General features: G+C 48.7%; 29 protein-coding genes. 6 read left to right on the top strand and 23 right to left on the bottom strand.

What is annotated here, in order from left to right:
* Window positions 1-142 precede the first annotated feature (142 nt).
* Complete coding sequence (locus E0496_RS07505; RefSeq protein WP_141500995.1) at window positions 143-1,303, top strand: S8 family peptidase; 1,161 nt, start codon at window positions 143-145, stop codon at window positions 1,301-1,303.
* A 48-nt stretch (window positions 1,304-1,351) separates the two neighbouring features.
* Here the strand turns inward: E0496_RS07505 and fur are convergent, their stop codons facing one another.
* From fur to E0496_RS07490, 3 genes are all read right to left on the bottom strand, one after another.
* The gene (fur, locus tag E0496_RS07500) at window positions 1,352-1,825 is read right to left on the bottom strand and encodes a ferric iron uptake transcriptional regulator (RefSeq protein WP_139994570.1); all 474 of its coding nucleotides are present in this window, start codon (window positions 1,823-1,825) and stop codon (window positions 1,352-1,354) included.
* A gap of 92 nt (window positions 1,826-1,917) precedes the next feature.
* On the bottom strand, window positions 1,918-2,538 hold the full coding sequence (spoIIM, locus tag E0496_RS07495) for a stage II sporulation protein M (protein ID WP_241674632.1): 621 nt from the start codon (window positions 2,536-2,538) through the stop codon (window positions 1,918-1,920).
* Window positions 2,539-2,885: 347 nt separating this feature from the next.
* On the bottom strand, window positions 2,886-3,449 hold the full coding sequence (locus tag E0496_RS07490; protein WP_141500993.1) for an NUDIX hydrolase: 564 nt from the start codon (window positions 3,447-3,449) through the stop codon (window positions 2,886-2,888).
* 95 nt (window positions 3,450-3,544) lie between these two features.
* Here E0496_RS07490 and mciZ point away from each other — a divergent pair, with 95 nt between their 5' ends.
* Entirely contained in the window at window positions 3,545-3,709 is a 165-nt protein-coding gene (gene mciZ / locus E0496_RS37140) for a Z-ring formation inhibitor MciZ (RefSeq protein WP_141500992.1), read from the top strand.
* A gap of 157 nt (window positions 3,710-3,866) precedes the next feature.
* On the opposite strand, the gene E0496_RS07480 is transcribed toward mciZ, so the two are convergent.
* The 6 genes from E0496_RS07480 to lpdA all read right to left on the bottom strand — a co-directional run bounded on the left by E0496_RS07480 (window position 3,867) and on the right by lpdA (window position 10,911).
* Window positions 3,867-5,000, bottom strand: a complete 1,134-nt coding sequence (locus tag E0496_RS07480) for a M20/M25/M40 family metallo-hydrolase (RefSeq protein WP_141500991.1) — start codon at window positions 4,998-5,000, stop codon at window positions 3,867-3,869.
* Window positions 5,001-5,184: 184 nt separating this feature from the next.
* Window positions 5,185-5,892 (bottom strand): lipoyl(octanoyl) transferase LipB, encoded by a 708-nt coding sequence (lipB, locus tag E0496_RS07475; RefSeq protein WP_141500990.1) that lies wholly within the window; start codon window positions 5,890-5,892, stop codon window positions 5,185-5,187.
* Between the two features lie 17 nt (window positions 5,893-5,909).
* On the bottom strand, window positions 5,910-7,241 hold the full coding sequence (locus E0496_RS07470; RefSeq protein ID WP_141500989.1) for a dihydrolipoamide acetyltransferase family protein: 1,332 nt from the start codon (window positions 7,239-7,241) through the stop codon (window positions 5,910-5,912).
* Between the two features lie 126 nt (window positions 7,242-7,367).
* Entirely contained in the window at window positions 7,368-8,351 is a 984-nt protein-coding gene (locus E0496_RS07465; protein WP_141500988.1) for an alpha-ketoacid dehydrogenase subunit beta, read from the bottom strand.
* A complete protein-coding gene (locus E0496_RS07460) occupies window positions 8,351-9,385 on the bottom strand; it encodes a thiamine pyrophosphate-dependent dehydrogenase E1 component subunit alpha (protein WP_141500987.1) in 1,035 nt (344 codons plus the stop codon). Before E0496_RS07460 ends, E0496_RS07465 begins: the two co-directional genes overlap by 1 nt.
* Before the next feature lie 98 nt (window positions 9,386-9,483).
* A complete protein-coding gene (gene lpdA, locus E0496_RS07455) occupies window positions 9,484-10,911 on the bottom strand; it encodes a dihydrolipoyl dehydrogenase (RefSeq protein WP_141500986.1) in 1,428 nt (475 codons plus the stop codon).
* A gap of 215 nt (window positions 10,912-11,126) precedes the next feature.
* Here lpdA and E0496_RS07450 point away from each other — a divergent pair, with 215 nt between their 5' ends.
* Window positions 11,127-11,420 (top strand): DUF2627 domain-containing protein, encoded by a 294-nt coding sequence (locus tag E0496_RS07450; protein WP_141500985.1) that lies wholly within the window; start codon window positions 11,127-11,129, stop codon window positions 11,418-11,420.
* A 99-nt stretch (window positions 11,421-11,519) separates the two neighbouring features.
* Here the strand turns inward: E0496_RS07450 and coaD are convergent, their stop codons facing one another.
* Window positions 11,520-11,996 (bottom strand): pantetheine-phosphate adenylyltransferase, encoded by a 477-nt coding sequence (coaD, locus tag E0496_RS07445; protein ID WP_141500984.1) that lies wholly within the window; start codon window positions 11,994-11,996, stop codon window positions 11,520-11,522.
* A gap of 134 nt (window positions 11,997-12,130) precedes the next feature.
* On the opposite strand from coaD, the gene E0496_RS07440 reads away from it, so the two are divergent.
* From E0496_RS07440 to E0496_RS07430, 3 genes are all read left to right on the top strand, one after another.
* Window positions 12,131-12,298: a mechanosensitive ion channel protein MscL gene (locus E0496_RS07440; protein ID WP_141500983.1), complete on the top strand. Its 168-nt coding sequence runs from the start codon at window positions 12,131-12,133 to the stop codon at window positions 12,296-12,298.
* A gap of 684 nt (window positions 12,299-12,982) precedes the next feature.
* Window positions 12,983-14,014, top strand: a complete 1,032-nt coding sequence (locus E0496_RS07435) for a tyrosine-type recombinase/integrase (protein WP_141500982.1) — start codon at window positions 12,983-12,985, stop codon at window positions 14,012-14,014.
* Window positions 14,015-14,098: 84 nt separating this feature from the next.
* Window positions 14,099-14,491 (top strand): DnaB-like helicase C-terminal domain-containing protein, encoded by a 393-nt coding sequence (locus E0496_RS07430; protein WP_141500981.1) that lies wholly within the window; start codon window positions 14,099-14,101, stop codon window positions 14,489-14,491.
* Between the two features lie 106 nt (window positions 14,492-14,597).
* Here the strand turns inward: E0496_RS07430 and E0496_RS07425 are convergent, their stop codons facing one another.
* Genes E0496_RS07425 through E0496_RS07370 form a run of 13 tightly spaced genes read right to left on the bottom strand, consistent with a single transcriptional unit; the run spans window position 14,598 to window position 25,160 of the window.
* Window positions 14,598-15,275: a peptidoglycan recognition protein family protein gene (locus E0496_RS07425; RefSeq protein WP_241674631.1), complete on the bottom strand. Its 678-nt coding sequence runs from the start codon at window positions 15,273-15,275 to the stop codon at window positions 14,598-14,600.
* Complete coding sequence (locus E0496_RS07420) at window positions 15,253-15,678, bottom strand: phage holin family protein (protein ID WP_141500980.1); 426 nt, start codon at window positions 15,676-15,678, stop codon at window positions 15,253-15,255. The genes E0496_RS07425 and E0496_RS07420 overlap by 23 nt, the downstream gene beginning before the upstream one ends.
* Window positions 15,679-15,685: 7 nt before the next feature.
* Window positions 15,686-16,705, bottom strand: a complete 1,020-nt coding sequence (locus tag E0496_RS07415) for a S8 family serine peptidase (RefSeq protein ID WP_141500979.1) — start codon at window positions 16,703-16,705, stop codon at window positions 15,686-15,688.
* A complete protein-coding gene (locus E0496_RS35530; RefSeq protein WP_161601337.1) occupies window positions 16,698-16,874 on the bottom strand; it encodes a hypothetical protein in 177 nt (58 codons plus the stop codon). Before E0496_RS35530 ends, E0496_RS07415 begins: the two co-directional genes overlap by 8 nt.
* Entirely contained in the window at window positions 16,874-17,212 is a 339-nt protein-coding gene (locus tag E0496_RS07410) for a hypothetical protein (RefSeq protein WP_141500978.1), read from the bottom strand. Before E0496_RS07410 ends, E0496_RS35530 begins: the two co-directional genes overlap by 1 nt.
* A 12-nt stretch (window positions 17,213-17,224) precedes the next feature.
* Window positions 17,225-18,253: a hypothetical protein gene (locus E0496_RS07405; RefSeq protein ID WP_141500977.1), complete on the bottom strand. Its 1,029-nt coding sequence runs from the start codon at window positions 18,251-18,253 to the stop codon at window positions 17,225-17,227.
* 1 nt (window position 18,254) lies between these two features.
* Window positions 18,255-19,841, bottom strand: a complete 1,587-nt coding sequence (locus E0496_RS07400; protein ID WP_241674629.1) for a putative phage tail protein — start codon at window positions 19,839-19,841, stop codon at window positions 18,255-18,257.
* On the bottom strand, window positions 19,841-20,893 hold the full coding sequence (locus E0496_RS07395; protein WP_141500976.1) for a baseplate J/gp47 family protein: 1,053 nt from the start codon (window positions 20,891-20,893) through the stop codon (window positions 19,841-19,843). The genes E0496_RS07400 and E0496_RS07395 overlap by 1 nt, the downstream gene beginning before the upstream one ends.
* Window positions 20,893-21,297 carry a DUF2634 domain-containing protein gene (locus tag E0496_RS07390; RefSeq protein WP_141500975.1) on the bottom strand — a complete coding sequence of 135 codons (405 nt, stop codon included), beginning with the start codon at window positions 21,295-21,297 and terminating at the stop codon, window positions 20,893-20,895. Before E0496_RS07390 ends, E0496_RS07395 begins: the two co-directional genes overlap by 1 nt.
* Window positions 21,297-21,644 carry a DUF2577 family protein gene (locus E0496_RS07385; RefSeq protein WP_161601336.1) on the bottom strand — a complete coding sequence of 116 codons (348 nt, stop codon included), beginning with the start codon at window positions 21,642-21,644 and terminating at the stop codon, window positions 21,297-21,299. Before E0496_RS07385 ends, E0496_RS07390 begins: the two co-directional genes overlap by 1 nt.
* Window positions 21,632-22,678, bottom strand: coding sequence for an XkdQ/YqbQ family protein (locus E0496_RS07380; protein WP_141500973.1), 1,047 nt, complete (start codon window positions 22,676-22,678; stop codon window positions 21,632-21,634). The genes E0496_RS07385 and E0496_RS07380 overlap by 13 nt, the downstream gene beginning before the upstream one ends.
* Window positions 22,675-23,340 carry a LysM peptidoglycan-binding domain-containing protein gene (locus E0496_RS07375; protein ID WP_141500972.1) on the bottom strand — a complete coding sequence of 222 codons (666 nt, stop codon included), beginning with the start codon at window positions 23,338-23,340 and terminating at the stop codon, window positions 22,675-22,677. Before E0496_RS07375 ends, E0496_RS07380 begins: the two co-directional genes overlap by 4 nt.
* Window positions 23,340-25,160: a phage tail tape measure protein gene (locus E0496_RS07370; protein ID WP_141500971.1), complete on the bottom strand. Its 1,821-nt coding sequence runs from the start codon at window positions 25,158-25,160 to the stop codon at window positions 23,340-23,342. The genes E0496_RS07375 and E0496_RS07370 overlap by 1 nt, the downstream gene beginning before the upstream one ends.
* Between the last annotated feature and the right edge of the window lie 121 nt (window positions 25,161-25,281).

The following is a 25,281-nucleotide window of genomic DNA, read 5'->3' as shown; positions in this document are numbered from 1 at the left end:
TATAGAGTACAGGTTTCCTCTCTATGCTTTGTTATATTTCAGAAATTATGTGTCACAGTGACAATAACCCATACACAATCACAGGATTCCCCATAGACTGGATAAGCGTAACGCCAAAATCCATTAGGGGGTTCTGCGTCCATTGCCTAAGCTAAAATCGATCCTGAAGAGTTGTGCCTCCTGCAAAGCTTCCAGGCAAACCAACCGTAAGCTGATCACTCTGCGTTCGTCTCAATCTTATAAACGCTGCCTAAAGCAGCTGAAAGAATTAGGAATCAATCCTTTCAAAAAGGTTTCCAGCAGTCGAATCATCGGCTGCCATTTTCATAATAATAAAGTCTGGAAAACCTTAGCCCTCCATCCACAAGTCACATTAGTCGAAAAAGATTTACGCATTCGCGCCCACGGAATAAAAAAAACGATGCCCGTTTACCGCAGTGGCCAGTCAAGACCTCTCCTTACCCCTGCAACACTCCCTGCATTAGTCACATGGAACATTAGTCGTATTAAGGCTCCTGATGCTTGGCAGACGACACGAGGGCGTTCTATAAAGGTCGCCATTCTAGACACCGGAATTGCTAATCATCCAGATCTTAGAATTGCAGGAGGCATTAATACGATTAATGGCGGCTCTTACGCAGACGACAATGGACATGGCACGCATGTGGCGGGAATCGCATCGGCGATTGGAAATGCAGGAAATATGACAGGAACCGCTCCAGAGGTGCAATTATATGCGGTAAAAGCGTTGGATGAAAACGGAGATGGTTACGTTTCAGATATTATCGAGGGAATCAATTGGTGTATAAAAAACCGCATGCAGGTCATTAACATGAGCTTCGGCATTTTAGGCTCGGAGAGCAGCGGCACGCTGCATGCAGCCATAAAACGTGCAGCTAAGCAAGGAATTATCATTGTGGCTTCCGCTGGAAACTCTGGCAGAGCAAGCGGACAAATTGACGAACCTGCTTCTTTTCAAGAGACGATAGCCGTTGCTGCATCTACTCGCATGAATCAGGTAGCTGATTTTAGCAGCAGAGGCAGCGGCATTGGACTAACTGCTCCTGGTGAAAATATAAAATCCACTTGGCTAAACGGCACGTATAAGAAGCTTTCCGGCACCAGCATGTCGTCACCTCATGTCACGGGCGGTGCTGCGCTGCTCTTAGCTGGCGGCCCTGGCCTAACACCGGCTAAAATAAGAACAAAACTGCGAAAGCGCGCTCTCAAGCTGCCAAACTACCCTTCAACCGCACAAGGGGCAGGTCTTCTGCAGCTTAATGATATGTTCAACCGCAAATAAAACGCCAAAACGGCTTTGCCGTCCAGTTATGCTGGGCAGCCAAGCCGTTTATGATTGATTTTCAGTTGGGTTTGCTTGATCATTTTTTGCTTTGCAACGATGACATACACCTTGGAAATCGAGGCGATGGTCGATGACAAAAAATCCGTATTCCTGCTCTAGCCGCTCTTCTAAAGGTAACAGCCAGTCTTCTTTAATTTCATCCATGGTTCCACATTGCACACATATTAAATGATGATGATGATGCTTATTGCTGTCAGTACGCAAATCGTACCGTGCTACCCCATCGCCGAAATTCAATTTTTCGACAACATGCATTTCGCTTAGCAATTCCAATGTCCGATAAACCGTTGCAAGTCCGATTTCTGGGGCTTTATCCTTAACTAGCATAAATACATCTTCAGCGCTCAGGTGGTCGTCTTCATTCTCAAGCAAAACACGTACCGTTGCTTCGCGCTGCGGGGTTAATTTGTAGCCCTGCGACTGCAACTGTTGTTTAATCTTCTCAATCCGGGCTTCCATGATTTCCCCCCTACCACATGTCTGCGCCTATTTCAGGAAACGTTTCCTCTCATTATAGGTGCTAACCCGTAGTAAAGTCAAACGTTTTGGTGTCATATTGTGGCGTTACCGGACGAAATCAAAGGTGTAACCCAGCTAATCAGAGAAGGAGAAATATAGGCCTCAAACAGCGCTGCCCCTGCAAAAACGATCAGCATTAGCACAGCTGTTGAACTAAAGGCTCCGAGCTGTGGGGCAAGCTCTCCCTTTTGCTGAAGGAGCCTGTTTTTAACCACATACATAGAGAAGGTAATCGCGGCCGCACTCACGATAATCATGGCGGGTACCGCTATAATATTTTGCGGAGCAATCGACACAAGGGATAGCAATACCCCCTTCCAGGCGTATTGGTTAATGAGTGTTCCAACTGAAAAACCGACAAGCGCACCTTTCAAGAAATTGAGCGCGAGCACCCCTGGAATTCCGACTACCGTAATGCCTAATATCCATAGAACAAGCAACCATTTCATATGGAAAAAAAACCGCTCCCAAAACGATTGCGCTTCACCCATCCCCACTCCATCATTCATAAGCTTGACATATTGATTAACGTCTTGGGCCAAATCCTGCTGTTGCTCCAGCGTCAGCGCATTGACCATCAAAGCGCCAAATACAACGCCAACGACAAATAAAACAGATACAAATACATAGAGGGAAAGTTGATTTTTTACCATGGTCACCATGCCCTTCCGTTTTGTGCACTCCACTCTTGTGAGAGTTTCCAATTTTGTGTTTCATATATGGAAAATAGTTGTAAGTTTACTCTATACGACAAAACTTTGAGTGCTGATTTGTGGATTGGCCGAACTAAACGCGCCGGGAAGTGCTCAGTCACATGTCGTCGGTCAAACCTCATGTTTGAAATAAAGAGGCTTACTGCAATCTAACATAAAGTTGACTTAACTGAGCTTAGCAAAATTTTATCCATCAGAAATAGGGCTTCTATAGAGGGTTGTCTACTATTGTATGAGAGGAATTATTATGGTATGACGAGTGGTTGGAGGAAACAAAAAAAGGTCGGCTATAGCCGACCTGTTAGTGTGTAGAGCTTCCAAGCGTATACGGCAAGAATGGTTTTGGCATCGCTAATGCGGCCTTCTTCTATATAAGACTCAGCCTGTTCAAGAGTGATCGCTTCAACTCTTAAATCCTCGTCATCATCTGGATTCTGAACGCCAAGCTCGACTTTATCCGTAAAGTAGATGTACAGCTTCTCATCGGCGAAGCCTGGTGAAGTGTAAAAGGCGCTAAGCAGCTTTAGATCGCTCGAGCGATAACCCGTTTCTTCTTCCAGCTCACGTGCCGCAGCGGTAAGCGGGTCCTCCCCCGGATCTAGCTTGCCGGCAGGTATTTCTACTTGGTATTTTTCAAGTGGCTTGCGAAACTGCTCAACAACGAGCAGCTTGCCATCTAACAAGGCCATGACTGCTGCGGCACCCGGATGCTTTACAATTTCTCTAGTCGCTGTTTTACCATCTGCCAGCGTTACCGTATCCACCTGCAGCGTTATGACTTTTCCTTGAAAGATTGGTTCGGTCTTAATCGTTTCCTCTCGCCATATCTCAGCTGGCTGTTGCTCTTTCACTCGTATCGCTCCTTATAAATGTATTGGCTTCATGCGCATATCTTGTCCATTCCCTGCATAACTATCAATATATCAAATTGACAGGGGCGATTAATATGAAACAATATGTAGCTCTAAATCATTTGCGTTTAGTAGGAAAAGGCTGGGAGATCAGACATCAGCTGCGTAAGCTATCGGCAGCCTCGTTATCACGGACACCGATGTCCGAATACACCAACGTGATCAGCGTTCGGCGCGTTCCTTTAGAAAAAATAAATTAAGCAAAGTCTTTCATTTGAAATACAAAGACAAAAACCCTCCATCCCGTTCAGCCTGCGCTGAGCCTCAGGATTGAAGGGCTTTCTGTCATGTTCGGCCGCGTAGCGCCAAGCTATAACAAACATCGTTAACGCTTGCTATTAAACCCTATTTCGAATATTATTCTGAAGCCGCTGCTTGTTTAATAATTTCAACAACAAGCTCCGTTGTTTTGACCAGATCCTCGGCTTTAATCTGCTCTTTTGTTGTGTGAATATGCTCGTAACCGACGGCCAGATTAACGGTAGGAATACCTAATCCGTTAAAAATATTGGCGTCGCTGCCGCCGCCAGAATGGAACGTACGCGGTGTCCGCCCAATGGCAATGATCGCTTTTTTGGCAAGCTGCACCACCGGATCCTCATCATCATAGCTGTAAGCAGGATAAATAATATCACTCTCCAGCTCGCCGCGAGCGCCAAACTCCTCAGCAGCACTCTCAACAGCCTTTCTCATCGCTTCAATTTGATTGTCCAGCTTATGCTGAACAATGCTTCTAGCTTCAGCGTCCAGCTTCACATAATCACATACGATATTCGTTGCGCCGCCGCCCTCGAATCGACCGATATTAGCTGTCGTTTCTTCATCAATGCGTCCTAGCGGCATTCTGGCAATCGCCTTCGCAGCAACCTGAATCGCACTAATGCCATCCTCTGGGTTCACCCCTGCATGTGCGGAACGACCATACATTTTGATCGAAACCTTCGCTTGTGTTGGTGCGGCTACGGCAATATCGCCGATCGCTCCATTCGAGTCCAGTGCATAACCGAACTTTGCCTCCAGCTTTGACGCATCTAGCGCCCGCGCACCAAGCAGCCCTGATTCTTCGCCAACTGTAATGACAAATTGGATGCGCCCATGAGCGATAGACTGCTCCTGAACGACGCGGATTGCCTCGAATATAGCAGAGATGCCTGCTTTATCGTCGGCACCAAGAATGGTCGTGCCATCGCTTCTTATGTAGCCATCCTCATCCAACTGCGGCTTGATTCCTACTCCAGGCGTTACGGTATCCATATGGCAAGTAAAGAAGATTGTAGGGACTTCTTCATTCCCTTCAGTGGCTTCCCAAAGCACAAACAAATTGCCTGCGCCATGTCCGGTCTTCTCCGCTGCATCATCCTCGCTTATTTGCAAGCCAAGCGCTTCAAATTTTTGTTTTAGCACACGGCTGATTTCCTGCTCATGCTTGGTTTCGCTATCCACCTTAACTAATTCCATAAATTCATTCACTAAACGGTCTTTTACGATCATTAACGTTTCCTCCGTCCATTACTTTCGTATACAATAGAGTAAATGACAAGCTCATAGCCGTGCTATGATGTTCCAAATCAAGAAAGGGGTTTTTCCATTGCGTAGACAGCGAATGATCCGTATTGTTGCCATTGTACTTGTATCCGCACTCGTATTGTCGTCCTTGCTCGCTGGGCTCGGATCACTATTCCTTTATTAAATTCAGCTCACTTCCGAATTCCTTCACAAAATGGGGAAGCAGCTCCTTCGCCGCTTCTTCGACCGATAGCTCAAGTCCTGTTAAATCATTGAAGGACGTAACGCCGAACTGCTGAATGCCGCAGGGTACGATGCCGCTGAAGCCTTCTGCTGCGATGCCTGATTTGATGTTAAGCGCGAAACCATGACTTGTAATAAAGCCCCGGCTATGCCGGGCTTTATTAAATTTCACCCCAATGGCCGCAATTTTCGCATCACCGACCCATACACCTGTATATTCAGGCTTTCTCCCCGCTTCTATACCATACTCGCCAAGCCAATTAATAATGACCTGCTCCAAGCTCCGCAAATAAGCATGCAAATCCAGACCAACCGCTTCCAAATACAGCAGTGGATAACCAACAAGCTGCCCCGGCCCATGGTATGTGATGTCTCCGCCCCTATCAATTTGAAACAGCGTGATTCCGCGTTCCTTTAACTGAGCCTCATCCAGAAGTAGATGCTCGGGATGCTTGTCAGAGCCCATCGTATAGGTAGGTGGATGCTGAAGAAGGAGCAGCGTCTGCTCGCGCTCCTCCTTATCAATTTGCTTTACATATGCTTTCTGCAGCTCCCACGCTTCTGCGTAATCGAGCATGCCGATATAGTGGGCATCCAGCCGTCTTAAGCCTTTTGCGTGATCCGCTTCAGCCATGATGGTGTTCCCCTTTTCTAGTACAGTTTGCTTTCCAGATTGAAGCTTTCCAAATTGTCTTTTACCCGCTGCAAGAAACGTCCGCATATTACGCCGTCCAAGATCCGATGATCAAGCGACAAGCAAATGTTGGCCATTGAGCGTACTGCAATCATATCATTGATAACTACTGGACGTTTCACAATGGACTCAAAGGTCAAAATGGCAGCCTGCGGATAGTTGATTATCGGATAAGACAAAATAGAGCCGAATGATCCCGTATTATTCACGGTGAAAGTTCCGCCTTGCATATCCGAGAGCGTCAACTTTCCTTCCCTCGTCTTGCGAGCCAGCTCCTCAATTTCTTTGGCGAGGCCAGCAACGTTCTTGTGATCCGCATTCTTAATTACAGGTGTCATTACGGAATCTTCGGTACCTACTGCCAGTGCAATATTGATGTCACGCTTCACTATAATCTTATCTACTGCCCACATCGAATTCATAATTGGCACGTCTTTAATGGCATTGACCACCGCTTTGAGCAGAAAAGCCAAGTATGTTAGATTGATGCCTTCGCGTTTCATAAAATCTTCTTTCAGCTTGTTACGAAGCAGAACCAGATTGGTAACATCCACTTCAATCATTGTCCATGCATGTGGAATTTCGCTAACGCTCTGTCTCATATTCCGGGCAATGGTATTACGTATAGGCGTTACATCAATGAAATTGTCGCCCCTGCCAGCCCCTGCTGAGCCTTCTACTTCGATTTTCGGAAGCCTTGGCGTTTCCGTCAAATGAAGTCCCGACGAGCGTACTTGCGCTGCTGCATCTACCATTCTAGGCGCTTGTAATGAAGCATTGACAGCCGCTGCGCTGCTTCCATTTGCTGCTCCCGATGCCACATAGGCGAGCACATCTTTACGCGTAATTCTGCCGCCAAGGCCAGTTCCTGGCACTTCTGACAAGCGGATCGAATGCTCAGCAGCAAGCTGCTGAACAGCTGGCGAGAAGCGGTTGCGCATTGGCGCGTCTTCCGTTTCTATTGCCGCGGATGAAGTTGATCCCGATTGCTTCGGCTCACTCTTCTCTATCGAAGGTGCTTCAACTTGGCTTGCCGCTTCCGAGCCTTCAGTTTCAATAATGCAAATGGGTGTTCCAACGGGAACCGTTTCCCCTTTGCCTACCAAAATTTGAACGAGCTTGCCAGCTACTGTAGAAGGCAATTCCGCGTTGACTTTGTCCGTAATAATCTCACAGACAGGCTCATAAATATCCACCCAATCGCCTGGTTGCTTCAGCCATTTATCGATGGTGGCTGATACAAGCGATTCCGCAAGCTGCGGTACAACGATCTCCGTCATTGTTTTCATAGTTCACATCTCCCTACTGGCCCAAGCGTAAACGGCCACCACCGTCCTCTGGCGGCGCAGCATACGTTTCGCGGTGGCATTTAAGCTCTGTTGAGCAGCTATTCCTATTCCTATATCTTAGAAAGCCTAATAAAGGGCTAATTGCCGCATGGCTTCTTTGACTTTCTCTTTGTTCAGCAGAAAAAATTTCTCGCCAGGTGGATTAATCGGCATCGCCGGCACATCCGGCCCACACAAACGCATGATCGGAGCATCCAGCTCATAAAGGAGCTCTTCCGCAATAATCGCCGATACTTCAGCACCAACGCCTCCGGTTTTATTATCCTCATGGATAATAAGCACCTTGCCTGTTTTGCGTACTGCTTCAAGAATGCCCTCTTTATCAAGTGGCTGCAGCGTTCTTAAATCAAGAATATGGGCACTTATGCCCTCAGACTCTAGATCGGCAGCTGCCTGCTCTACGAAATGAAGCGGCATGCTGTAACTGATAACCGTAATATCATCGCCCTCGCGCAGCACATTGGCTTTACCGATAGGCACGATGTAATCATCGTCAGGCACTTCTCCTGTAATGAGCTTATAGCATTTTTTGTTTTCAAAATAAAGCACGGGATCCGGATCACGCACAGCTGCCTTCAAAAGTCCCTTCGCGTCATACGGACGATACGGGGCTACGATTTTCAAACCAGGAGTACCAAAAAAGACCGATTCCGGGCACTGCGAGTGATACAAACCACCAAAGATACCGCCGCCAATTGGCGCCCGAATAACGAGCGGGCATGTCCAGTCATTGTTCGAGCGGTAACGAATTTTCGCTGCTTCGCTAATAATTTGGTTCGTTGCAGGAAACATAAAATCGGAATATTGCATTTCCGCAATCGGCTTCATTCCGTACATAGCCGCGCCAATTGCAACACCAGCGATGGCAGATTCCGCAAGCGGGGTATCGAGAACGCGATCTTCACCGAACTGCTCTTGAAGCCCCTTAGTCGTAGTGAACACTCCACCTTTAATACCGACGTCCTCCCCAAGAACAAAAACGTCCTCGTCGCGGTCCATTTCTTCCTTCATCGCCTTGCGAATAGCATCAATATATTCAATTACAGCCATTATCCCTTGCCTCCTTGCTCAGCATCATCCGCATAGACATGCAGCATCGTAGATTCCGGCGTTGGGAACGGCGCTTTATCGCCATATTCGGTCGCATCGTCAAGCAGCTTACGAATTTTGGTATGAAGCTCAGCATCAAGCTCTTCCGTCCAAATTCCGCTGTCAATCAAGTATTGCTTATATTTAGGGATACCGTCTTTCGCACGATTGAGATCTACTTCTTCCTTCGTACGATAAGCAAGATCGTTATCTGATGTAGAGTGAGGCGATATGCGGTACATAAGCGCTTCGATCAAGGTTGGTCCATCACCCGCTATGGCACGCTCACGTGCTTCCTTCACTACACGGAATACTTCAAGAGCATCATTCCCGTCAACCTGAAACCCCGGGAAACCATACCCAAGCGCGCGATCAGAAACTTTAGCAGCCAACTGCTTATGAATGGGTACAGAAATCGCATACTGATTATTTTCACACATGAAAATAACCGGCAGCTTATGTACGCCCGCAAAGTTGCAGCCCTCATGGAAATCACCCTGATTGCTGGAGCCTTCTCCGAAGGTAACAAAACTGACTAAAGGATTTTTTTTCATTTTTGCAGCAAGCGCAATACCAACCGCATGTGGAACCTGTGTCGTTACCGGACTTGATCCTGTGACGATTCTAAGCTTCTTCGATCCGAAATGGCCTGGCATTTGACGACCGCCACTATTAGGGTCCTCTGCTTTCGCAAACACGGACAGCAGCAGATCACGAAGTGTCATGCCTACGGCAAGTACAAAGCCGTAATCTCGGTAATAGGGCAAATAATAATCTGTATCACGGTCCAGAGCATAGGCAGCGGCTACCTGGGCAACCTCTTGTCCTACACCGGAGACATGAAAATTGATTTTACCAGCGCGCTGCAGCAGCAGCATACGCTCATCAAACTTGCGAGCGGTCACCATCGTTGCGTACATATCAATTGCTTGCTCATCGCTAAGCCCTAATTCCAAATGACGAACATTTTGCCCAGTAGAAGCTGGTTGGGTCATAAGGTGTTCCTCCTTTTTTTTACACGATTATAACCTGGTACTAAGACTTGATCATATATATTATAACTCCAATCGTTCCAAAAAGAAAACTGTCTTCGTTAGAACGATATGGCTTTGCCGTCAACAGCCAACATAGCCTCGCCAAGCGCCTCCGAAAGCGTAGGATGCGGATGGATCATTTGCCCAACTTCCCATGGCGTTGCATTAAGAACGCCTGCAAGTGCTGCCTGTGAAATGAGGTCTGTCGCATGGGCTCCAATCATATGAACGCCAACGATATCATTCGTTTTCCGATCGGCAATAACTTTAACGAACCCTTCCTTCTCGCCAATGACAATCGCCTTGCCAATCGCCTGAAAAGGAATTTTTCCGGTCTTTATGTCATGCCCTTTCGCGCGAGCGCCATCCTCGGTTAATCCGTAGGAAGCAATCTCTGGGCGCGAGTAAATACATCTTGGAATCAGATGTGCCTCAATTGCCGCCGGCTTCTCTCCGTTAATATGCTCAGCAGCTATTATCCCCTCATGAGCTGCCGCATGCGCAAGCTGCACACCGCCAATAACATCTCCAATCGCATAGATATGCGGCTCACTCGTTTGACCGAAAGCATTCACCTCAATAACCCCGTTAACGATACGAATATCGGTATTCTCGATGCCGATTCCTTCAACGTTTGCCTGCCGTCCTATGGATACCAGCACTTTCTCAGCCGTTAGCAGCACATCACCATCTTCTGTCGCAGCAACGATAGAAACCTCGTTGTTTTCAGCTTTATATTGCTCAATTTGAAGCTGTACACCTGTGAACACGCGCACTCCGCGGCTGCGAAACGATCTTGTGAGTTCAGCAGACACCTCAGTATCTTCTCCGGGCAGCAAGCGTGAGCCTGCCTCTACGAGCATTACCTGTACGCCAAAATCCTGTAACAGCGAAGCCCATTCCACGCCAATAACCCCGCCGCCAACGATAATGATTGATTTGGGAAGCTGTTCCATGACTAGTGCCTCATCACTGGATAAAATATATTCTCCATCCGGCACCAAGCCCGGCAACTGACGCGGGCGTGAACCCGTTGCGATAATAAGATTCGTGGACACCACCGACTCCATCTCGCCATCGGGTAGTTCAACAGCAAGCGAGCCGCTGCGCGGAGAGAAAATGGATGGCCCGATTACTCGTCCTTTGCCATTGATTATTTGAATCCCATTCTTTTTCATTAGGCTTTGCAGCCCTCTGTAAAGCTGCTCAACCGTTTGTTCTTTACGCTCTTGTACCTTGGGGAAATTGAGTGCTACTGCCCCTTCCGTTACCTCAATGCCGTAGCTGCTTGCTTCAAGTAGTGTAGAATATACTTCCGCGCTGCGCAGCAGCGATTTACTCGGAATACAACCTTTATGTAAGCAGGTGCCGCCTAGCTTGTCCATTTCGATAATCGCAACACTCTTCCCAAGCTGCGCGGCACGAATGGCTGCCGTATAACCGCCTGGTCCGCCTCCTAATACTGCTACGTCCACCTGTATAGCCATACTATCATTCCCTTCATTAGTACCTTCAATATATGCGAATGCCCTAAGATCATTGCTTCTTTTCATGTCCAAACGCATTGTATCACGACTTCAAACCCTATTGTACCTGTTTTTACGAATGCCCGCATCGTGCTTTTACGAAATAGACACTGTATGTTTAAAAAGGTATGATAAAGCTAACTGTATATTTTGACCGATAAGGAGACACTGTATTTATGAAATTAGTAACTGCTCGTTTTATTGCTATTCTCATGCTCGTTATTCCGGGATTGCTGGCTTGCTTTGGGTTTCTCAAAATGAAAGATTCCGTGTTTTTCTATTTTTCCGATTTCGGCAATGAGAAAATAACACCGGATTTTGATTGGCTGAAATTTTTGCTAGGCTTTGTTATGTTCTCAGCTGGCGCGGGTTTTATTGCAGGCTGGACCTTTTTTCGGGACCGCAAACGAAATTATGTGGCACCGCGCTTTAAAGAGAAGCGTCCGCGTCCACCTAAGCCGCAAAGCTAATAAAGCTTCATCCGTATACAAAACCGCAGAGCACTGGATGATTTGTCATCCTGCTCAGCGGTTTTTCATTTTTGAATACATCATTTCCAACAATTAAACTCATTCCCCATACTCCAGCATTTGTGTATAGGCTTTCGGTACCATATAGGTCGCAGCCAGCTCTGTTTTATCTGAATTCAGAAACATTCTTACAAGCGAGCTGCTCGTTTGCATATAATGCGTGTAAGGTGACAGATATATTGTATCTGCCATCGTAGTATTGCGAATATATTGCTCTAGTTGGAGCTCATATTCAAGATCGGTAGCGTTCCGGATGCCCCGAATCACAACATTAATATCATGTTTATTAATATAATCTGCGACAATGCCCTCGTAGGGAACAATTTTTATTTTATCATGCTGCTGAATGGACAATGACACTAGCTCCGTACGCTGTTCAATCGTAAAATGATGCTTCTTCGATCGGTTATTAGCTACAATAATATGAACCTCGCTAAATAAATGAAATGCCCGCTCAATAACCGAAACATGGCCGAGCGTAATCGGGTCAAAGCTTCCTGCATACACAGCTTTCATTATGTCACCTCTTTAGCTCGTTTACACTGCGATAATCCTTTGAATGAATCATAACAATTATCATCGTTTCAGTTTATCATTACGTAATACAGGAGCATTATGATAAAAGCATCTTAGGAAGAAGAGGTGCACTTATGACCATCGTATTCGATGTAACGGTAGACGGTAAAGTAAAAGAAACCATTCAGCCGCAAACGCAGCGCCTGAAGGAAATCCATAGCTTTATCAAAGCAGAATCTTACGGTTTAATCAAGAAATATGGCAGCAACGTTTACTTAAACCGAAGAGTCGTTTACAACTAAGGCATCCAAGGACGCCTTTTTTTGTTTACCCGATCCCCATAATATAAAAATACCGCTATCCATTGACGTTTTGCAACCCCCAATGAACAACGGTACCAGACCTCTTTAACTTAAACCTCTCAGCTAGCCTTATGCATCCATTTTGAAAGGGTGGCTCTATGCTATTCTATAAATTAAAACCCATGATTAAATTAAACGCTTTGGCACTTGCTACTTTCGGCTGCTATACTATTTTCAAATTATTATTTTAATTTATATGATAAAATAGTTCACCCCGATTAAAATAAATAAGACGCCCACCTTCGGCATAAATCCGCTAGTGGACGTCTTATTATTTTTACATACCAAGAAACGAATTTGTCCGTTTCTTTTGTGTATGATAACGAGGTCTAACTATCCGATTACCTTGCGCAGATTGCGAGGTGAGAATCTTCTTAGGAACATTGACGCTACCTTAATCGTAATTGCAACCCCTTACCAATGAGCTTTTTATGATACCTTATGCTCAATCCGCAGCTTATCAGCCACCATCGCAATAAATTCGCTATTCGCTCGGAGGGTACGGAGCCTAATCCGTTATGTGGCGCACATTCAGACGGCCAGCTACTCGCCATTGCAATAAATTTTAGCGTATGTTTATCGGAATGGTTAGCGAAAATTCAACGCTATGGAGGCGTCCGATAAATGACACGTAATAACCCTAAGTACACGTTTGCCTCAAAACGAGGCCGCAGCGTTAAATTCGATTTAGCAACGCAGATTGAACGTTATCTCCATGTCAAACGAATAGAGAAGCGCTCGCCGAAAACGATCGCCACATATGCGCAGTCACTTAAACAATTTCGCGAATGGTTTGAGTCACAGGCGGATACCGAACTAAGCTCGGATGTCATGCGCGATTTTGTTCACTATTTAACGTATGTTAAAGTAAGTTGGGACGACCATCCTACGAGTCCTAACGGTAAGGTCGGACTGTCTCCGCGATCCGTAAATAATACTATACGAAACATCAAGGTCTTCTTTAACTATTTAATGAAGGAACGCGTTATAACCCACTCCCCTTTAGACTCGATTAACTATCAAAAAGAGGAAAAAGAAACCTTCGAATTATTTACGGATGAGGACGTACTAAAACTCTTATCAGCACCTAATAAGCGCGTTTATACCGGTCATCGAGACTATTGTATGATGCTCTTACTTGTTGACGGTGGGCTTCGTGTTAAGGAGCTTACTAGTTTAAAAATATCCGATATCGATTTCAAATTACGTCAGGTTACGGTAAGAGCTGAAGTGTCCAAGACAAAGACGACTCGCGTTATACCGCTCTCTCAACTTACGATAAAAGAGCTCGAAAAATTAATATCCTATATGAACGTTGAGGAAAACGATTATTTATGGCTTACGCAGTTTGGGAACCGATATTTCGGCGATACATTCGCGAAGATGTTAAAGCTATACGCTAAACGAGTCGGAGTCACAGGCGCGCGCGTATCTCCGCATACTTTCCGTCATTACATGGCCGTTAAGTTTCTACGCGGCGGCGGTGACCCCATCGCATTGGCTCGTATTCTAGGCCACACGTCGCTTAATATGACGCAAGTTTACGTACGCTTCACCGGTACCGATTTACGCGAGCAGCACGACAAGGCTTCGCCAGTTACGAGCTTACTCGATAAAGGTAACGAGAAGAAACGCGGCAAGCTTCGGTTTAGTTAAACTACCCTTTGACTTTATTCTATTTAATAAGTACTATCATATTGGGTTGTATTTCCAACTAGATTAATAGAGGAAGTGATACGTATGTATGGTTATGGAGGAAAAGAAGAAACACTATACTTAAAAGCACTTGAATTAGCACAGTCAGGAAGCGCTACACTTCTGTTTAGTTTTGAATCGGACAAGTCAAAACTGTTAAAGATACTAACCTCATATGCAACTAAGACTCCGATTATAAAGTTGGAAAACGGTTCTGAAGAATACAAAGCAAAACTACAGGAATTTCAATCATCTCTCGACGAAGTTGTTCCCCTTTCTTATTGTGACGCTGCAAGTATGGACATTAAGGAAATAGAAGACCATATTAGCCGAGCGGTTAAGGATAGGGAATTGAAACATGTAGTACTTGACCGCGTGGACAATTTATCAGGAGTTTTGTCGCTTGGCAGAAAGTATAAAGTTGAAGTAATTTTTTAGATTTTAACTAAACGAAAAAAAGGCGCGGCCACCAACGGAACTTACTCCGCTAATGACCGCGCCCTCTTTACGTTTTCTGACTCATCCGGGCAATAACGTGCCCTCTTTACGTTTTTTGCCCGCTAACTCTCCGCAGCTCATCCGCCAAGCGCTTAAACTCCGCTCGACTAGCGCTATCCTGCGCCGCCATATAAGACGCGCTCAAATACGCGATGATCTTATTCGCGTCAGCCGCCGACATTAATTTCGCCAAATCGTCCGCCTCCTTATTCGGAATCATCTTCGCCGCCACCGCCGCCTTAAACGCTGCCCATCCCGTCCACTTGCCGCCATCGTACATCAATCGCGGACATATCTTCGCGCTCCAATCGTAATGGCGCCGCAGCCGATCAACGCCCCAGCCGCGCTCTTTTAACATCGCCGCAACGAGTGTCGCCGCGCTATCGAGCGTCTTCGCGTAATTGCCGCTTTCGCATATCTCTACGCCGATCGACGTACGATTGCCCGAAGTCGCTCCGCTGCCGTCTCCGGAGTGCCATGCGTTCTCGTTCAGCGGCAGACATTCGATTACCTCTCGCTCATCAATAACAATGTGGTACGAAGCTGTTCGCGTATTAGACGGATTCGTCAGCCAGGCGCGCTCATTGCGGGCGGTCGACGTCGGATTGCCCGTATTGTGAATCGTAATCGTTGACGCGTTCATTACGTTGGCTGGCCGCCTGTTACACGCGACTGTCTTCGGGATATGGTCGGCTACGTAATTAAACGTCTTTGCTTCCGTCACCGCCTACGCCTCCCTTACGTTTCAACACTTCGATTATGTCGCGCAGCTTATCCGGTAAAGGTAGGCCGCCGCGCCCCAAATTCTCCGCTAAGCTGACGAGCTCGTTCGCGATGTAAAAGTAAACGGATGCCGTCATGACGACGCTCTCCAGTTCGAGCAGCACATCGATACGGTGCGCGATTAGAATAACGAGCAGCATCAGCCCTTTTTTCGCCAGCCCAACGCTGCCTACTGCGCTATTTAATCCGCGACCTTCTTTGATGCTCGCGTAGATGCCCGTTATAATATCCGCGCCAATACCGATTAATAGGAACGTTAGTGCCTCGGACCAGCCGCCGAATGCAAACGCAATAAAAGCGCCGACAACGCCAGCGCCTCCGTTAATTAAAGTTTGACCGTTCATTGCGCGATCATCTCCGCTCTCTTTTTATAGTTACCGTCTTCTTCGCGGTATCCCACGCAACCGACGCGCCGAATAGCTCGGCCACATCGCGCAATCCTACGAATACGCGGCCGTCAATTAACTGCGGTGCCGCCGCCAAGCTAACGCGCTCACCGTTGTGTGCGCCGATTACGCTTCCGACCGTTGCCGTTATCACATCGTACGTAGGCGCGGCGATAATCTCCGGCAGCCGAAAGACTCCGTGGCCCGTACGCTGATCGTAGCCGGGCGCTTCGATGTCCTGCGCGTTAGCAATGACGGCTTTATACGTTTCCTCAAACGTTGGCTTGCGGTTAAATTCCGCGATAAACCGCTGCTTCCAGACCGCAATTAGGCCGGCCACCCACGGAGCCGCGAACGACGTACCCGATACGCCCATGAGTTTATCCGCGTATAACTCCGACGGTATCTGAAGGCCGTCCGCAAAGCCGCAAACGTCAAGATCGTCGCCGCGCACGTCCCACGAAGAGTAGCCGTTAGATAGCGGACCAGTAAATCCGTTATACGTCCCCCAGCGGACGGAGCCTACGCTTAGCCACGTTTTCTTGCGCGAGAATCCCGAAAGACTGTCCGCTCGCGCTCCGTCATTGCCCGCCGAACAAACGAAAAAGACACCCGCGTCGAGTGCCTTCCGTTCAAGCTCGTTAAATTCCGCTGTGTTGTAGCTGCCGGTCGCCGAGTAGTTGTATACGTCGATACCGTTTGCGATACAGTAGCGTAGATTCGCCAGCCAATCCGCGCCCATTAAATGGACCTCTACGTCAGGCGCCGTCAGCAGCAACGTATCAATTACGTTCTGCGCGTGCGAATCCGCTTTATCCGTAAACTTGACGCCGAACGGATCGATGACGCGACCGCCCCAGCGTGCTAGGTTACGGCAGGTGCTCGCGGTTACTTCATGGACCGCCACTTTGACGCCGCGACCCGTATAGCCAGCAGCGTGCCACTTATCTGCGCGACAGTAGGCGAGTTCGGTCACGTTATACATCGGAATCCTCCGCCAAGTCCGGCCGCCTGGCGTAGACTTCCGCTAATATTTGCGCCGAGTCTTCCGCGCTAAGTCCGTATGACGCGACGATCTCGATAACTCTGCCCTCACCGTAGCCAAACTTCGTAATCGTTCCGTTCGCATAAATGCGCGCTTTGTACGCCAACATTACGCAACACCTCCGAATATTTCGATAAGCGCGAGCTCTACGTCTGCCAATCGTGTCTGTAGCGCTGTATTTTCGTATTCTAACGTTTCGATGCGGATTTGTTCCGGCGACTTCGGTGCTGGCGCGTTTTCGGCCGCTTCTTCTTCTGGCGTCTTATCGCGTGGCGTAACGTCTACTAATACGTTGTCTACGATGTCGAGCGTGTAATACGGATATAACGCGATTACTTTCGCCGCCAATTCCGATCCTTCTTCGACTACGAAACATTCGCGTTCGGGATACGTATCAGCCGTTAGCCAATCGCCCGTTTCGTAGTTGCCATCTGAAAATACAATCATTAAATCTCCTCCTTATTTAAACGCGATGTAGCGATAAGCGATGCCTGTTGAATTGGAGGCGCCATATGGAGGGCCAACGGCATTGTTGGAAATCACCGTAAATTTGTTTATTCCGACACTCAAAATCTGATTTCCGGAGCCGTCCTGATTACCAGTTACCGGACCGCCACTGACTGCTAAACCGCCGAAAGTATAACCAGTATTACCCGGGCTGCCGGACGCAGCGAACAAAATTACTGCACTAGGAGTGAATGGCAGCGCGATATCTCTAGAAGCTGCGTTATCACCTGTATACGTGCCGGTAACGTAAGGTCGCGCCGCATCTACATAAGCTGTAGAGGCTTTTGCATTCCACGTCGCTTTTTCTGTGTCTGTGACAAATCGATTGCTCGCGTCCTGCGTAATAATCGATGGTGGATGATTCGCTGGATGAGTATAGTTATTTGCTCCAGACGCTACTCCGTCTAGCTTCGTTTTATCGGACGCTGACTGTAGGCCCGCCGCTGACGTCGTCGCTACGGCCGTTGATGCCTTCGCATTCCAACCTGACTTCTCGGCATCTGTCACAAAACGATTACTTGTGTCTTGTGCGATAATGGACGGCGGATGAGTTGCTGGATGCGTGTAGTTATTCGCTCCTGACTCTATGCCATCCAGTTTCGATTTATCTGAAGCGGACTGAAGACCTGCTGTCGTTGTTGTTGCGGCTGCCGTGCTGGCTTTGGCGTTCCACGCTGCTTTTTCCGCGTCCGTCGCAAATCTGTTGCTTGCATCCTGAACAATGATGCTCGGCGGGTGCGTAGAGGGATGCGTATAGTTGTTGGCGCCCGCTGCGACACCGTCTAGCTTCGTCTTGTCGGCCGCGCTCGCGAACCCCGCCGTCGTCGTTGTTACGACCGGATGTGCCGCGCCACCAGCGCCAATATGCGCGTTCTGCGCGAGTATCTTCGTATCAAGTAAGTCCTCGTTGCGATTCTGATTCGCCACCGTTACGTTGTCGGACGCTTCAATCTTCTTTATGCCGCTGGGCATCGTTATCATATTACGGTCCCTCCCATGTTTCCAATTGTCCGAACGTTAAGCCTGCCGCTTCTATCGCGCCGTATGTGACGCCGTAGCCAGCCAACTGCCCGAATGTGATATACGTAAACTCATATCGGACGGCCAAATGCGCCGGCAGTGCGTCGCGAATGGCGGCTTCCAAATCCGCGATATTAGGCGGGATACCTAGTGACGAAATGAATTTAATACCGATAGTATAATCCGGAAGCCCCTCGAATGGAGTGCGTACTGAGCCGCGTTCGAGCTGCGGATTTTTGAACGTATAAAGGCCGGACGTTATGCTGTAAAACGTAATTCGTAGCTTAACCGCGTTTACGTTAGTGGTAAATGTGAATGACGGTGCCCCCGTAATAGCGCCATCCCTTATACCTCCGTTTACCGTTCCCGCCGAGTCAATCCACTGTATTTTTAAGTAGCAGTTAACAAGGTCTGAAGCAATGAGAGAAGTGGTGTATGTTTGACCGCCGACGACAGGAACGTCTACATATGATATTTGCCCTGACGCTGTAGCATTAAGCGTCAACTCGTGATCAGGCGGAGGGACGCTTCCGTCTTTTAAATATATTTCTAATTCTATGAAATCGACGTTGATAGTTGAAGCGATCGTCCCATTCGAACCATCAGGGCAGTACGCTAGAATATGAACAAAGCCTGTATCATCAATACTTCTATCAAACCATGCAGTAGCTCCATTAACTGTTATTGGAGATACTTTGGTAATCGTTGCCGCGTTGTTTTCCCATGTCCCGCCTGTTGAGGATGTCCACGCCCCTGTCCACCATGCCACTTTAGCTTTATTTCCTAAAGGACCAACACCAGAGACGTAGGCGTTTAACACCATCTTTGCTATGTTCACCTTTAGCCACGCCAAGCGTTCAGTTACAGTGCTTGCTGATCCAAAAACACCAACGCCATATCTGCGGATTACGTTTTCGATCGCATCGATCGATCGTTTATCTTGTGCTATTCCTCCATTGACAAGAGTCGTTACTGTACTAGCCACTCCATTAAGCGTAGAGGATTGGTCGTATTGAGTTTGAGAAAGTTCGTTAGCGCTTGAATATCCGCTCGGAGCAACTAATGAAGTGAAAACCGAGGAATGCCCGATATTTGCGTTCGCTACCGTGCTCGCGCGTATTTTCCCAACAAAGTTAGCTTGCATCATACGGGTGTTTTCGTGCAGCACCCACCCGCTATTAAACGGCGGCAGCAGATTCGTTCCGAATTCCGTAACCTCAACGGTCCCGTTCGAATACGCCTCCGCTATGGACTTAATCATCGCGGGCGTCACCGTCCCGACTCCGCGCAGCCTAGACTTAACGACGGATCGCCGCTGATCGATCGGTTTCGCGATATCCGTCGTGATTCCGAATATCCGCTCCCAACGCGCCAGTCCCCACGTAGACGTATCGACAAACATTTGCGCTAGCACATCGCAAATGTCCGCATTTAGCTGCGCGAGCTCTGCGGCTTCGCGGTCGAGTACGTTGGTCGCAACCGGAATATCCTCGTAATAGCGCGGCACATAATCGTGCATATCGCGTTTAATTAACGTTGCTTCACGCATTACGTAACCACCGCCGTTCCTAGTACTGCGACGCTACCGTCCGCAATTACGACGTTTGCCGTGCCGCCATTAACCGTTAGTGCCGCGTAATCAACAACGCCTGTTACGCCGAGGATAACGTTAGCTATTTGTACGAACCGCACCGTCGCGTCCGTAAATGCAAGCGTCTTCAGATACGCACGAATGCCGGCTTCGATCTCCGCTTTGACTCCGGGCAATGTCGCGCCTGGTCCGAGCGTTACCGATACGCTGACGTTTATCGCGACTTCTGTTGCGCCGACTACCGTTACGATTGCGCCGATTGGACGCGCGCTTTCGATATACGCTGCGGTTGCGTTGACTACGGCGGTTGATGGCGCGCGCTTATCTGCGTCGAGCAATACGACTTTGACCGTGCCTGCGCCGGCCCATATCGGATATACTTTCGCGTCTGATATGCCGGCCACTTCGAGCGCCCATTGACGATATTGCGCCGCATTGCCGGACGTTGCTGGACGCTGAGCACGATCGAGTACACGAGCCCTCAACGCATCGTCCGTTTCCGAATCCGAGCCGGCAACGAAGTTAAACGCGTTATTTACCGTCACAATGCCGACGAGGTTACCAACCACCGTATTGACCGCGCTAATTCCGACGTTGCCGGACGCGCCTGCTTCGGATGCTTCTGCCGCGACCGTAATTGAGCCGCCTGCTATCGTGCCTGCCGTCGTCGTGACGAAATAGACCGGCTCGCCTCCGCTAGTTGCCGCGCGTGTTCCGACCGGAATCACCGTTCCATTAGCGCCGCTGAACGTTAGCGCACCGATTGATTTCGTCGCTGCTTTCCGTGTGATTCCGTACTCTGACGCGGCCGAATCGAGGTAGGCGCCGTACGTCGTATCGACAAATCCGAAGTTGAGTACGTTGTCGAGTTCGATCCAAGCGAGCGCTAACTCAATCGCGGCTGGCGAAAGTAGATCGTAGGTTGGCGCTCCTTGCCGCTTGTCAAGGTCCGCCGGGGATGCGTCGAGCATCCGCTGCAATATCGCCGCTTTCGTTTGAGCTTCGTACATTAAATCGTCACCTCCTCCGTAATGATTCCGCCGCCTAATGTCGCGACATCAAACGTAATAAAACAAGCGTCAGCGCTTCGTGTGATTACGAAGTTGCTGACGCTTGCTATGCGTTCGTCGTATATGAGCGCCTCCTGGACCATGCGTACAATTTCCGCGTCGAAAAGCGAATTGTTTACGTTCTGGCCGATGAGCGTATCGATTTCGTTGCCATACTGATTATCGTAAATGAGATACGTTGTGCGCGCGGTCAAAAGTGCTTTCCGTATAAACTGCCGCAACGCTTCGTCTCGGTCAACGGTTGACCGCATCTGCGTCGTAAACAAATCGTAGGTGCGACTCGTCTCCGTGACCGGCTCCGTTATATCGACGCGTGTCTCTTGCGCGATTGGACCTAACGCCATTAATACGCCTCCTTTGCGCCGACGCGGTCGAGTATGACGTAGGTTTGGCCGTCGTTAATCTGCGCAACAATAACGCGAGCCCCTATGGTCAGCGCGGACCGGAATACAACGTTAATATCAGGCGCGCCATTAACGGAAGCTACCCGCGTGTGCTCCGTTAAGTGTTCAGCCACAGCGCAATCGTCTGCGTCGAGTTCAATTTTCATTCCGTCGAGCAGCACGGAAAAGGACGGAGCGGCGGCCGTAATCGTACCGAAGTCGATCCGCGTATCCGTGTTCGCGCCTACACGTTTAATGAGGCTACGCAATTTAGAGGCCGCGCTGCCTTCGTCTACTAGTTCAGCCAATACTTCCAGTCCTCCTCCGCTTTTTTCGTCTTCTTAGCCGCTGGTTCTGCGGGCGGCGTATATTCGAGCGTCGGCAAATCATCCGTAGCGCTCAACGTAAGCGACATCGTGTGATTACCGTTTGTGTAGGAATGCGAATCGCTACTGACGTAATAGTTACCGACAATTGCCGTCATCGCGTCGTATACATAAACGGAGACGCCGGCGAAAGTGTCGCCGTAGCCAAGCGCCGTAACGGTAGCCTCATCATCGATAACGTTAAGCTCCTTCAAAAGCTGCGCCGCGAGCTGACGTACTTCAGCGCTAGTTGCGTCGGTATCCGCGTTCTCCAAATGCTGCATCGTACCGTAACGTGCCGCGGAAGCACTATCGGAAGCAACCGCTATGACCGGCGCCTTCTCCTTGCCGCCAATTACGCGCACCTGATTCCGTAGGTCCTCGATCGACTGCGAGTAGGATGCGGTCAGCAAGTTCGATGAGCTTTCGAGTAAGTACGCCGCCTTGCGGTCCTTACGTTCGGCGAGGTGCAGCCGACCTTGCGAAGCGTACACGAAATAGCGGCGGCCAGTCTGTTTCCGCGTAACCGTCAGAGCCGTCGTAATCATATTCCATAACGTCATGTCGCGCAGGATAAGCTTCGGAATAACGTATTTCGTATCCGCGATTGTGCCTACGTTGATGCCGAACTCCGTACATAGCTGACGTACGATTTGCGATGCCGTCACCTTCGTAAACTTCTTCGTATCCTCGTTTTTCGTGAGATATACGTTCTCGTCGTACGCGACTAATGTCATGGCACCGGATTGATCAATCTCGCGACGGAAGATGACTCCGCGGAATAGCTCGGCACCATCCGATATGAACCGCAGTTCGCGTCCAATCTCGAAGTTTAATAACGTGCCGCTGCCGTCATTCGTATTGAGGAGCGAAACGGTAAGCGTCCGGTACGCCTGCTTGACGTCTCCGGACCATTCTACGTCCTGTACGATTTCGTCGATGTAATATTCGTTGTTGTAGAGTACACGTATATTCATCGCGGTATCACCAGGCGCATTCCCGGCCGGATTAAGTTCGGATTGGCGCCGATGACCGTCTTATTCGCATTGAATATCGTCCGCCACTTATCGCCGTCGTTATAGAGTCGCGCGGATATTTTCCACAACGAATCGCCGTCTTTAACAACGTAACTGGTCGGTTTGGCTGCCGTATCTGGACGCGTATCACTTACAGAAGCAATCCCCGTCTTATTCGTGTTATATGTCAATGACCGGACACTGACGAATACGTACTCCTTTAGCGCAATATCGAAGTATATATCGCCGGGACTTCCGCCTCGATCCGGATCGTAATCGAACGAACGTATCGTTACCGCGTAGTTAATAGGCGAGCCCGTCACCGTTAGCCGGATCGGCGAACCGCTGCGCATCCAACGCTTAATCGTATTAATACAATCCCACGGAACAGGCAGCGGAGTGTACGCGCAATAGGCCGGATTATAATCGCGCGGGAAGAACGAAGAAAACGAGAATTCCGTCAGTTTGCGCTTGCCTATTACGGTATACTCACCGAGCTGCGCGGCTTCTACGTCCTGATAACCGTGCGAATCCGAAATCTTAATCGACGCCGGATTGACCGGAAGCCAGAGGCGTTCGGCGTCGTTGTTATAGCTGAGATGAAACTGTATACGATTCGCCATTAATACGCGCCTCCCATCGCTTGATCCGCGCCGTTAATTAAACGGTAAAGTTCGGCTGCCACACGTTGAATGTCCGCCTCTTCGCGTACGATAAACGTGTTGCCCGATACGTTGACGCCGCCACCGGAATTACCGTTGCGGTAATCGCGTGCTTCTCCGCGATGCAAGACCGTCTCGTCCTTGTGGAGAATCGCAGGATATCCGCTGTATGGAACGCGCGATAGGCCACCGGATTGCTTATGTTTATTGGCCGCTTCGTAGAATCCAGACGTATTAGGCCAAATTGTTGGCGGTGCTTGTCCGCTTGACAACGCGCGTGACGCAGCGCCAGTGCTTGCGGGCGTCTTAGCTGGCGTTTCTGTACCGCTAAGGTTAATTCCAATGCCTCTCAACCGATCATCTAACCATGATGGAATTACCGTTTCAGCCCATGATTCACGGAGGCCGATTAGAATGCCCTTAGAGAGTGAAAAACCTAAATCAGTACCGACAGCTAAGACCTGCGAAGACGCTGCGTTAAGAGATGCTATAATAACGTTGACAATTCGAGTTGTCGTTTCTTCGAACGCTTCTTTACCTCCGCTGCCCCACCATTTATCGAAAACCTCTTTAAGATCGTCAGCAACCACGCCTACTTTATCTACGAAATTAAGTGCTAGAAAATCAGGGTTATTGACATAACGGTCCGTATAAAACGCCTGTACTTTTTTCATTGTTTTTTCTAATTCCGACGTTATTTGCGGGCCGCTCTTTTCTAAAGCTTTTGTACCTATCTTTGCAAAGTCACCAATTATGGGGAGTATAGGCTTACCTATGGCAATTTGCAGCGTATCCAATTCGCCTTTAAACATTTCTACTGCGCCAGCTGCGTTATTCAACTTTTCCTCCGCTACTTGAAAGGCAGTAGTCTTCGACATTTCCTCTCGGAAGTCTTTCACCCCTTCAGCACCTATCTTAAAGAGAGTAGAGGCTGCCTTGACGCCGTCAGTACTAAACATGTCAATCATAGTTGCTGTACGGTTTTGCTCATTCATGTGTTTTAAGGCATCATGAAGAACCTGCGCTACCTCGGCTAAGTCGCGAAGTTTACCATTCTTGAAAAACTTACTCGTTTTTCCGACGCCGAGGCCTAGTTTCTTGAAGAGTTTGATCGAGTCTTTAGTAGTTGGGTTAATATACATCAACATTGACTTAAGACTCGTTCCAGCGTCCGATCCGCTTTTTAGCGCATCGTTCGATAATAATCCGATCGCAGCGTTTAAGTCCTCAAAGTTCATACCCACCATATCCGCGACACCCCCCACGGATGCTAACGCGTAGCCAATATCGTGAACAGACGTTGCCCCAGCGTTTGCTGCACCCGCGAGAATATCCGAAGTCTGTGCTGCTGTTAGTCCATCTTTCTTAAACGCATTCATTGATGTAGACATTGTTTCCGCAGCCTCTACGAGATCCAGTCCGCCTGCTGTTGCCAGATTTAGAGCGGCTTCTAGTCCACCTGCTTTTACAGTCGCCGGAGACATTCCGGCTTTAACGAGCTCTTCCATAGCCTGGGCGGCTTCTAGTGCGCTATATTTCGTTTTTGCTCCCATTTCTAGTGCGAGTGACTCCATTTGTTTTGTCTGTTCGGCCGTAGATCCGGTCAGCGCCTTATACGACGATATCTGCGCCTCAAAACTCATCGATTTTTTGATCGAGTTAGACGCCACCGCCACCGCAGTTACCCCGGCTGTCATAGCCGCAAGTGCTGCACCGACGCCCGTCACTTTCGAGCCAAATCCGACAATAGCTGACGTAGCCGAACGTAGTGGCCGCGACATATCGTTAATTAACCGTAGTTTCGCTACTAAGTCGAATGCTATTTCGTCCGCCTCCTTTCCGCTTCTTTACGCTCCCTTGCTTCCTGCGCGAGTGTATGCGCCATGGATTCGTAGGCGAAGC

Origin of the sequence: Paenibacillus luteus (genome assembly GCF_006542765.1) — a bacterium.
GTDB lineage: Bacteria > Bacillota > Bacilli > Paenibacillales > Paenibacillaceae > Pristimantibacillus > Pristimantibacillus luteus.
This window is presented reverse-complemented; position numbering and strand designations above follow the sequence as displayed.

Excerpts from the sequence above, each read along its gene's own strand:
- E0496_RS07380 (WP_141500973.1), bottom strand. The coding sequence starts at position 22,678 with ATGAATATACGTGTACTCTACAACAACGAATATTACATCGACGAAATC.
- E0496_RS07420 (WP_141500980.1), bottom strand. The coding sequence starts at position 15,678 with ATGAACGGTCAAACTTTAATTAACGGAGGCGCTGGCGTTGTCGGCGCT.
- mciZ (WP_141500992.1), top strand. The coding sequence starts at position 3,545 with ATGAAACAATATGTAGCTCTAAATCATTTGCGTTTAGTAGGAAAAGGC.
- E0496_RS07395 (WP_141500976.1), bottom strand. The coding sequence starts at position 20,893 with ATGTACGAAGCTCAAACGAAAGCGGCGATATTGCAGCGGATGCTCGAC.
- E0496_RS07375 (WP_141500972.1), bottom strand. The coding sequence starts at position 23,340 with ATGGCGAATCGTATACAGTTTCATCTCAGCTATAACAACGACGCCGAA.
- E0496_RS07390 (WP_141500975.1), bottom strand. The coding sequence starts at position 21,297 with ATGGCGTTAGGTCCAATCGCGCAAGAGACACGCGTCGATATAACGGAG.
- E0496_RS07450 (WP_141500985.1), top strand. The coding sequence starts at position 11,127 with ATGAAATTAGTAACTGCTCGTTTTATTGCTATTCTCATGCTCGTTATT.
- E0496_RS07370 (WP_141500971.1), bottom strand. The coding sequence starts at position 25,160 with ATGTCGCGGCCACTACGTTCGGCTACGTCAGCTATTGTCGGATTTGGC.
- E0496_RS07440 (WP_141500983.1), top strand. The coding sequence starts at position 12,131 with ATGACCATCGTATTCGATGTAACGGTAGACGGTAAAGTAAAAGAAACC.
- lipB (WP_141500990.1), bottom strand. The coding sequence starts at position 5,892 with ATGGCTGAAGCGGATCACGCAAAAGGCTTAAGACGGCTGGATGCCCAC.
- lpdA (WP_141500986.1), bottom strand. The coding sequence starts at position 10,911 with ATGGCTATACAGGTGGACGTAGCAGTATTAGGAGGCGGACCAGGCGGT.
- E0496_RS07460 (WP_141500987.1), bottom strand. The coding sequence starts at position 9,385 with ATGACCCAACCAGCTTCTACTGGGCAAAATGTTCGTCATTTGGAATTA.
- E0496_RS07465 (WP_141500988.1), bottom strand. The coding sequence starts at position 8,351 with ATGGCTGTAATTGAATATATTGATGCTATTCGCAAGGCGATGAAGGAA.
- E0496_RS07400 (WP_241674629.1), bottom strand. The coding sequence starts at position 19,841 with ATGCGTGAAGCAACGTTAATTAAACGCGATATGCACGATTATGTGCCG.
- E0496_RS07435 (WP_141500982.1), top strand. The coding sequence starts at position 12,983 with ATGACACGTAATAACCCTAAGTACACGTTTGCCTCAAAACGAGGCCGC.
- E0496_RS07405 (WP_141500977.1), bottom strand. The coding sequence starts at position 18,253 with ATGATAACGATGCCCAGCGGCATAAAGAAGATTGAAGCGTCCGACAAC.
- E0496_RS07415 (WP_141500979.1), bottom strand. The coding sequence starts at position 16,705 with ATGTATAACGTGACCGAACTCGCCTACTGTCGCGCAGATAAGTGGCAC.
- E0496_RS07410 (WP_141500978.1), bottom strand. The coding sequence starts at position 17,212 with ATGATTGTATTTTCAGATGGCAACTACGAAACGGGCGATTGGCTAACG.
- spoIIM (WP_241674632.1), bottom strand. The coding sequence starts at position 2,538 with ATGGTAAAAAATCAACTTTCCCTCTATGTATTTGTATCTGTTTTATTT.
- E0496_RS35530 (WP_161601337.1), bottom strand. The coding sequence starts at position 16,874 with ATGTTGGCGTACAAAGCGCGCATTTATGCGAACGGAACGATTACGAAG.
- fur (WP_139994570.1), bottom strand. The coding sequence starts at position 1,825 with ATGGAAGCCCGGATTGAGAAGATTAAACAACAGTTGCAGTCGCAGGGC.
- coaD (WP_141500984.1), bottom strand. The coding sequence starts at position 11,996 with ATGAAAGCTGTGTATGCAGGAAGCTTTGACCCGATTACGCTCGGCCAT.
- E0496_RS07480 (WP_141500991.1), bottom strand. The coding sequence starts at position 5,000 with ATGATCGTAAAAGACCGTTTAGTGAATGAATTTATGGAATTAGTTAAG.
- E0496_RS07470 (WP_141500989.1), bottom strand. The coding sequence starts at position 7,241 with ATGAAAACAATGACGGAGATCGTTGTACCGCAGCTTGCGGAATCGCTT.
- E0496_RS07430 (WP_141500981.1), top strand. The coding sequence starts at position 14,099 with ATGTATGGTTATGGAGGAAAAGAAGAAACACTATACTTAAAAGCACTT.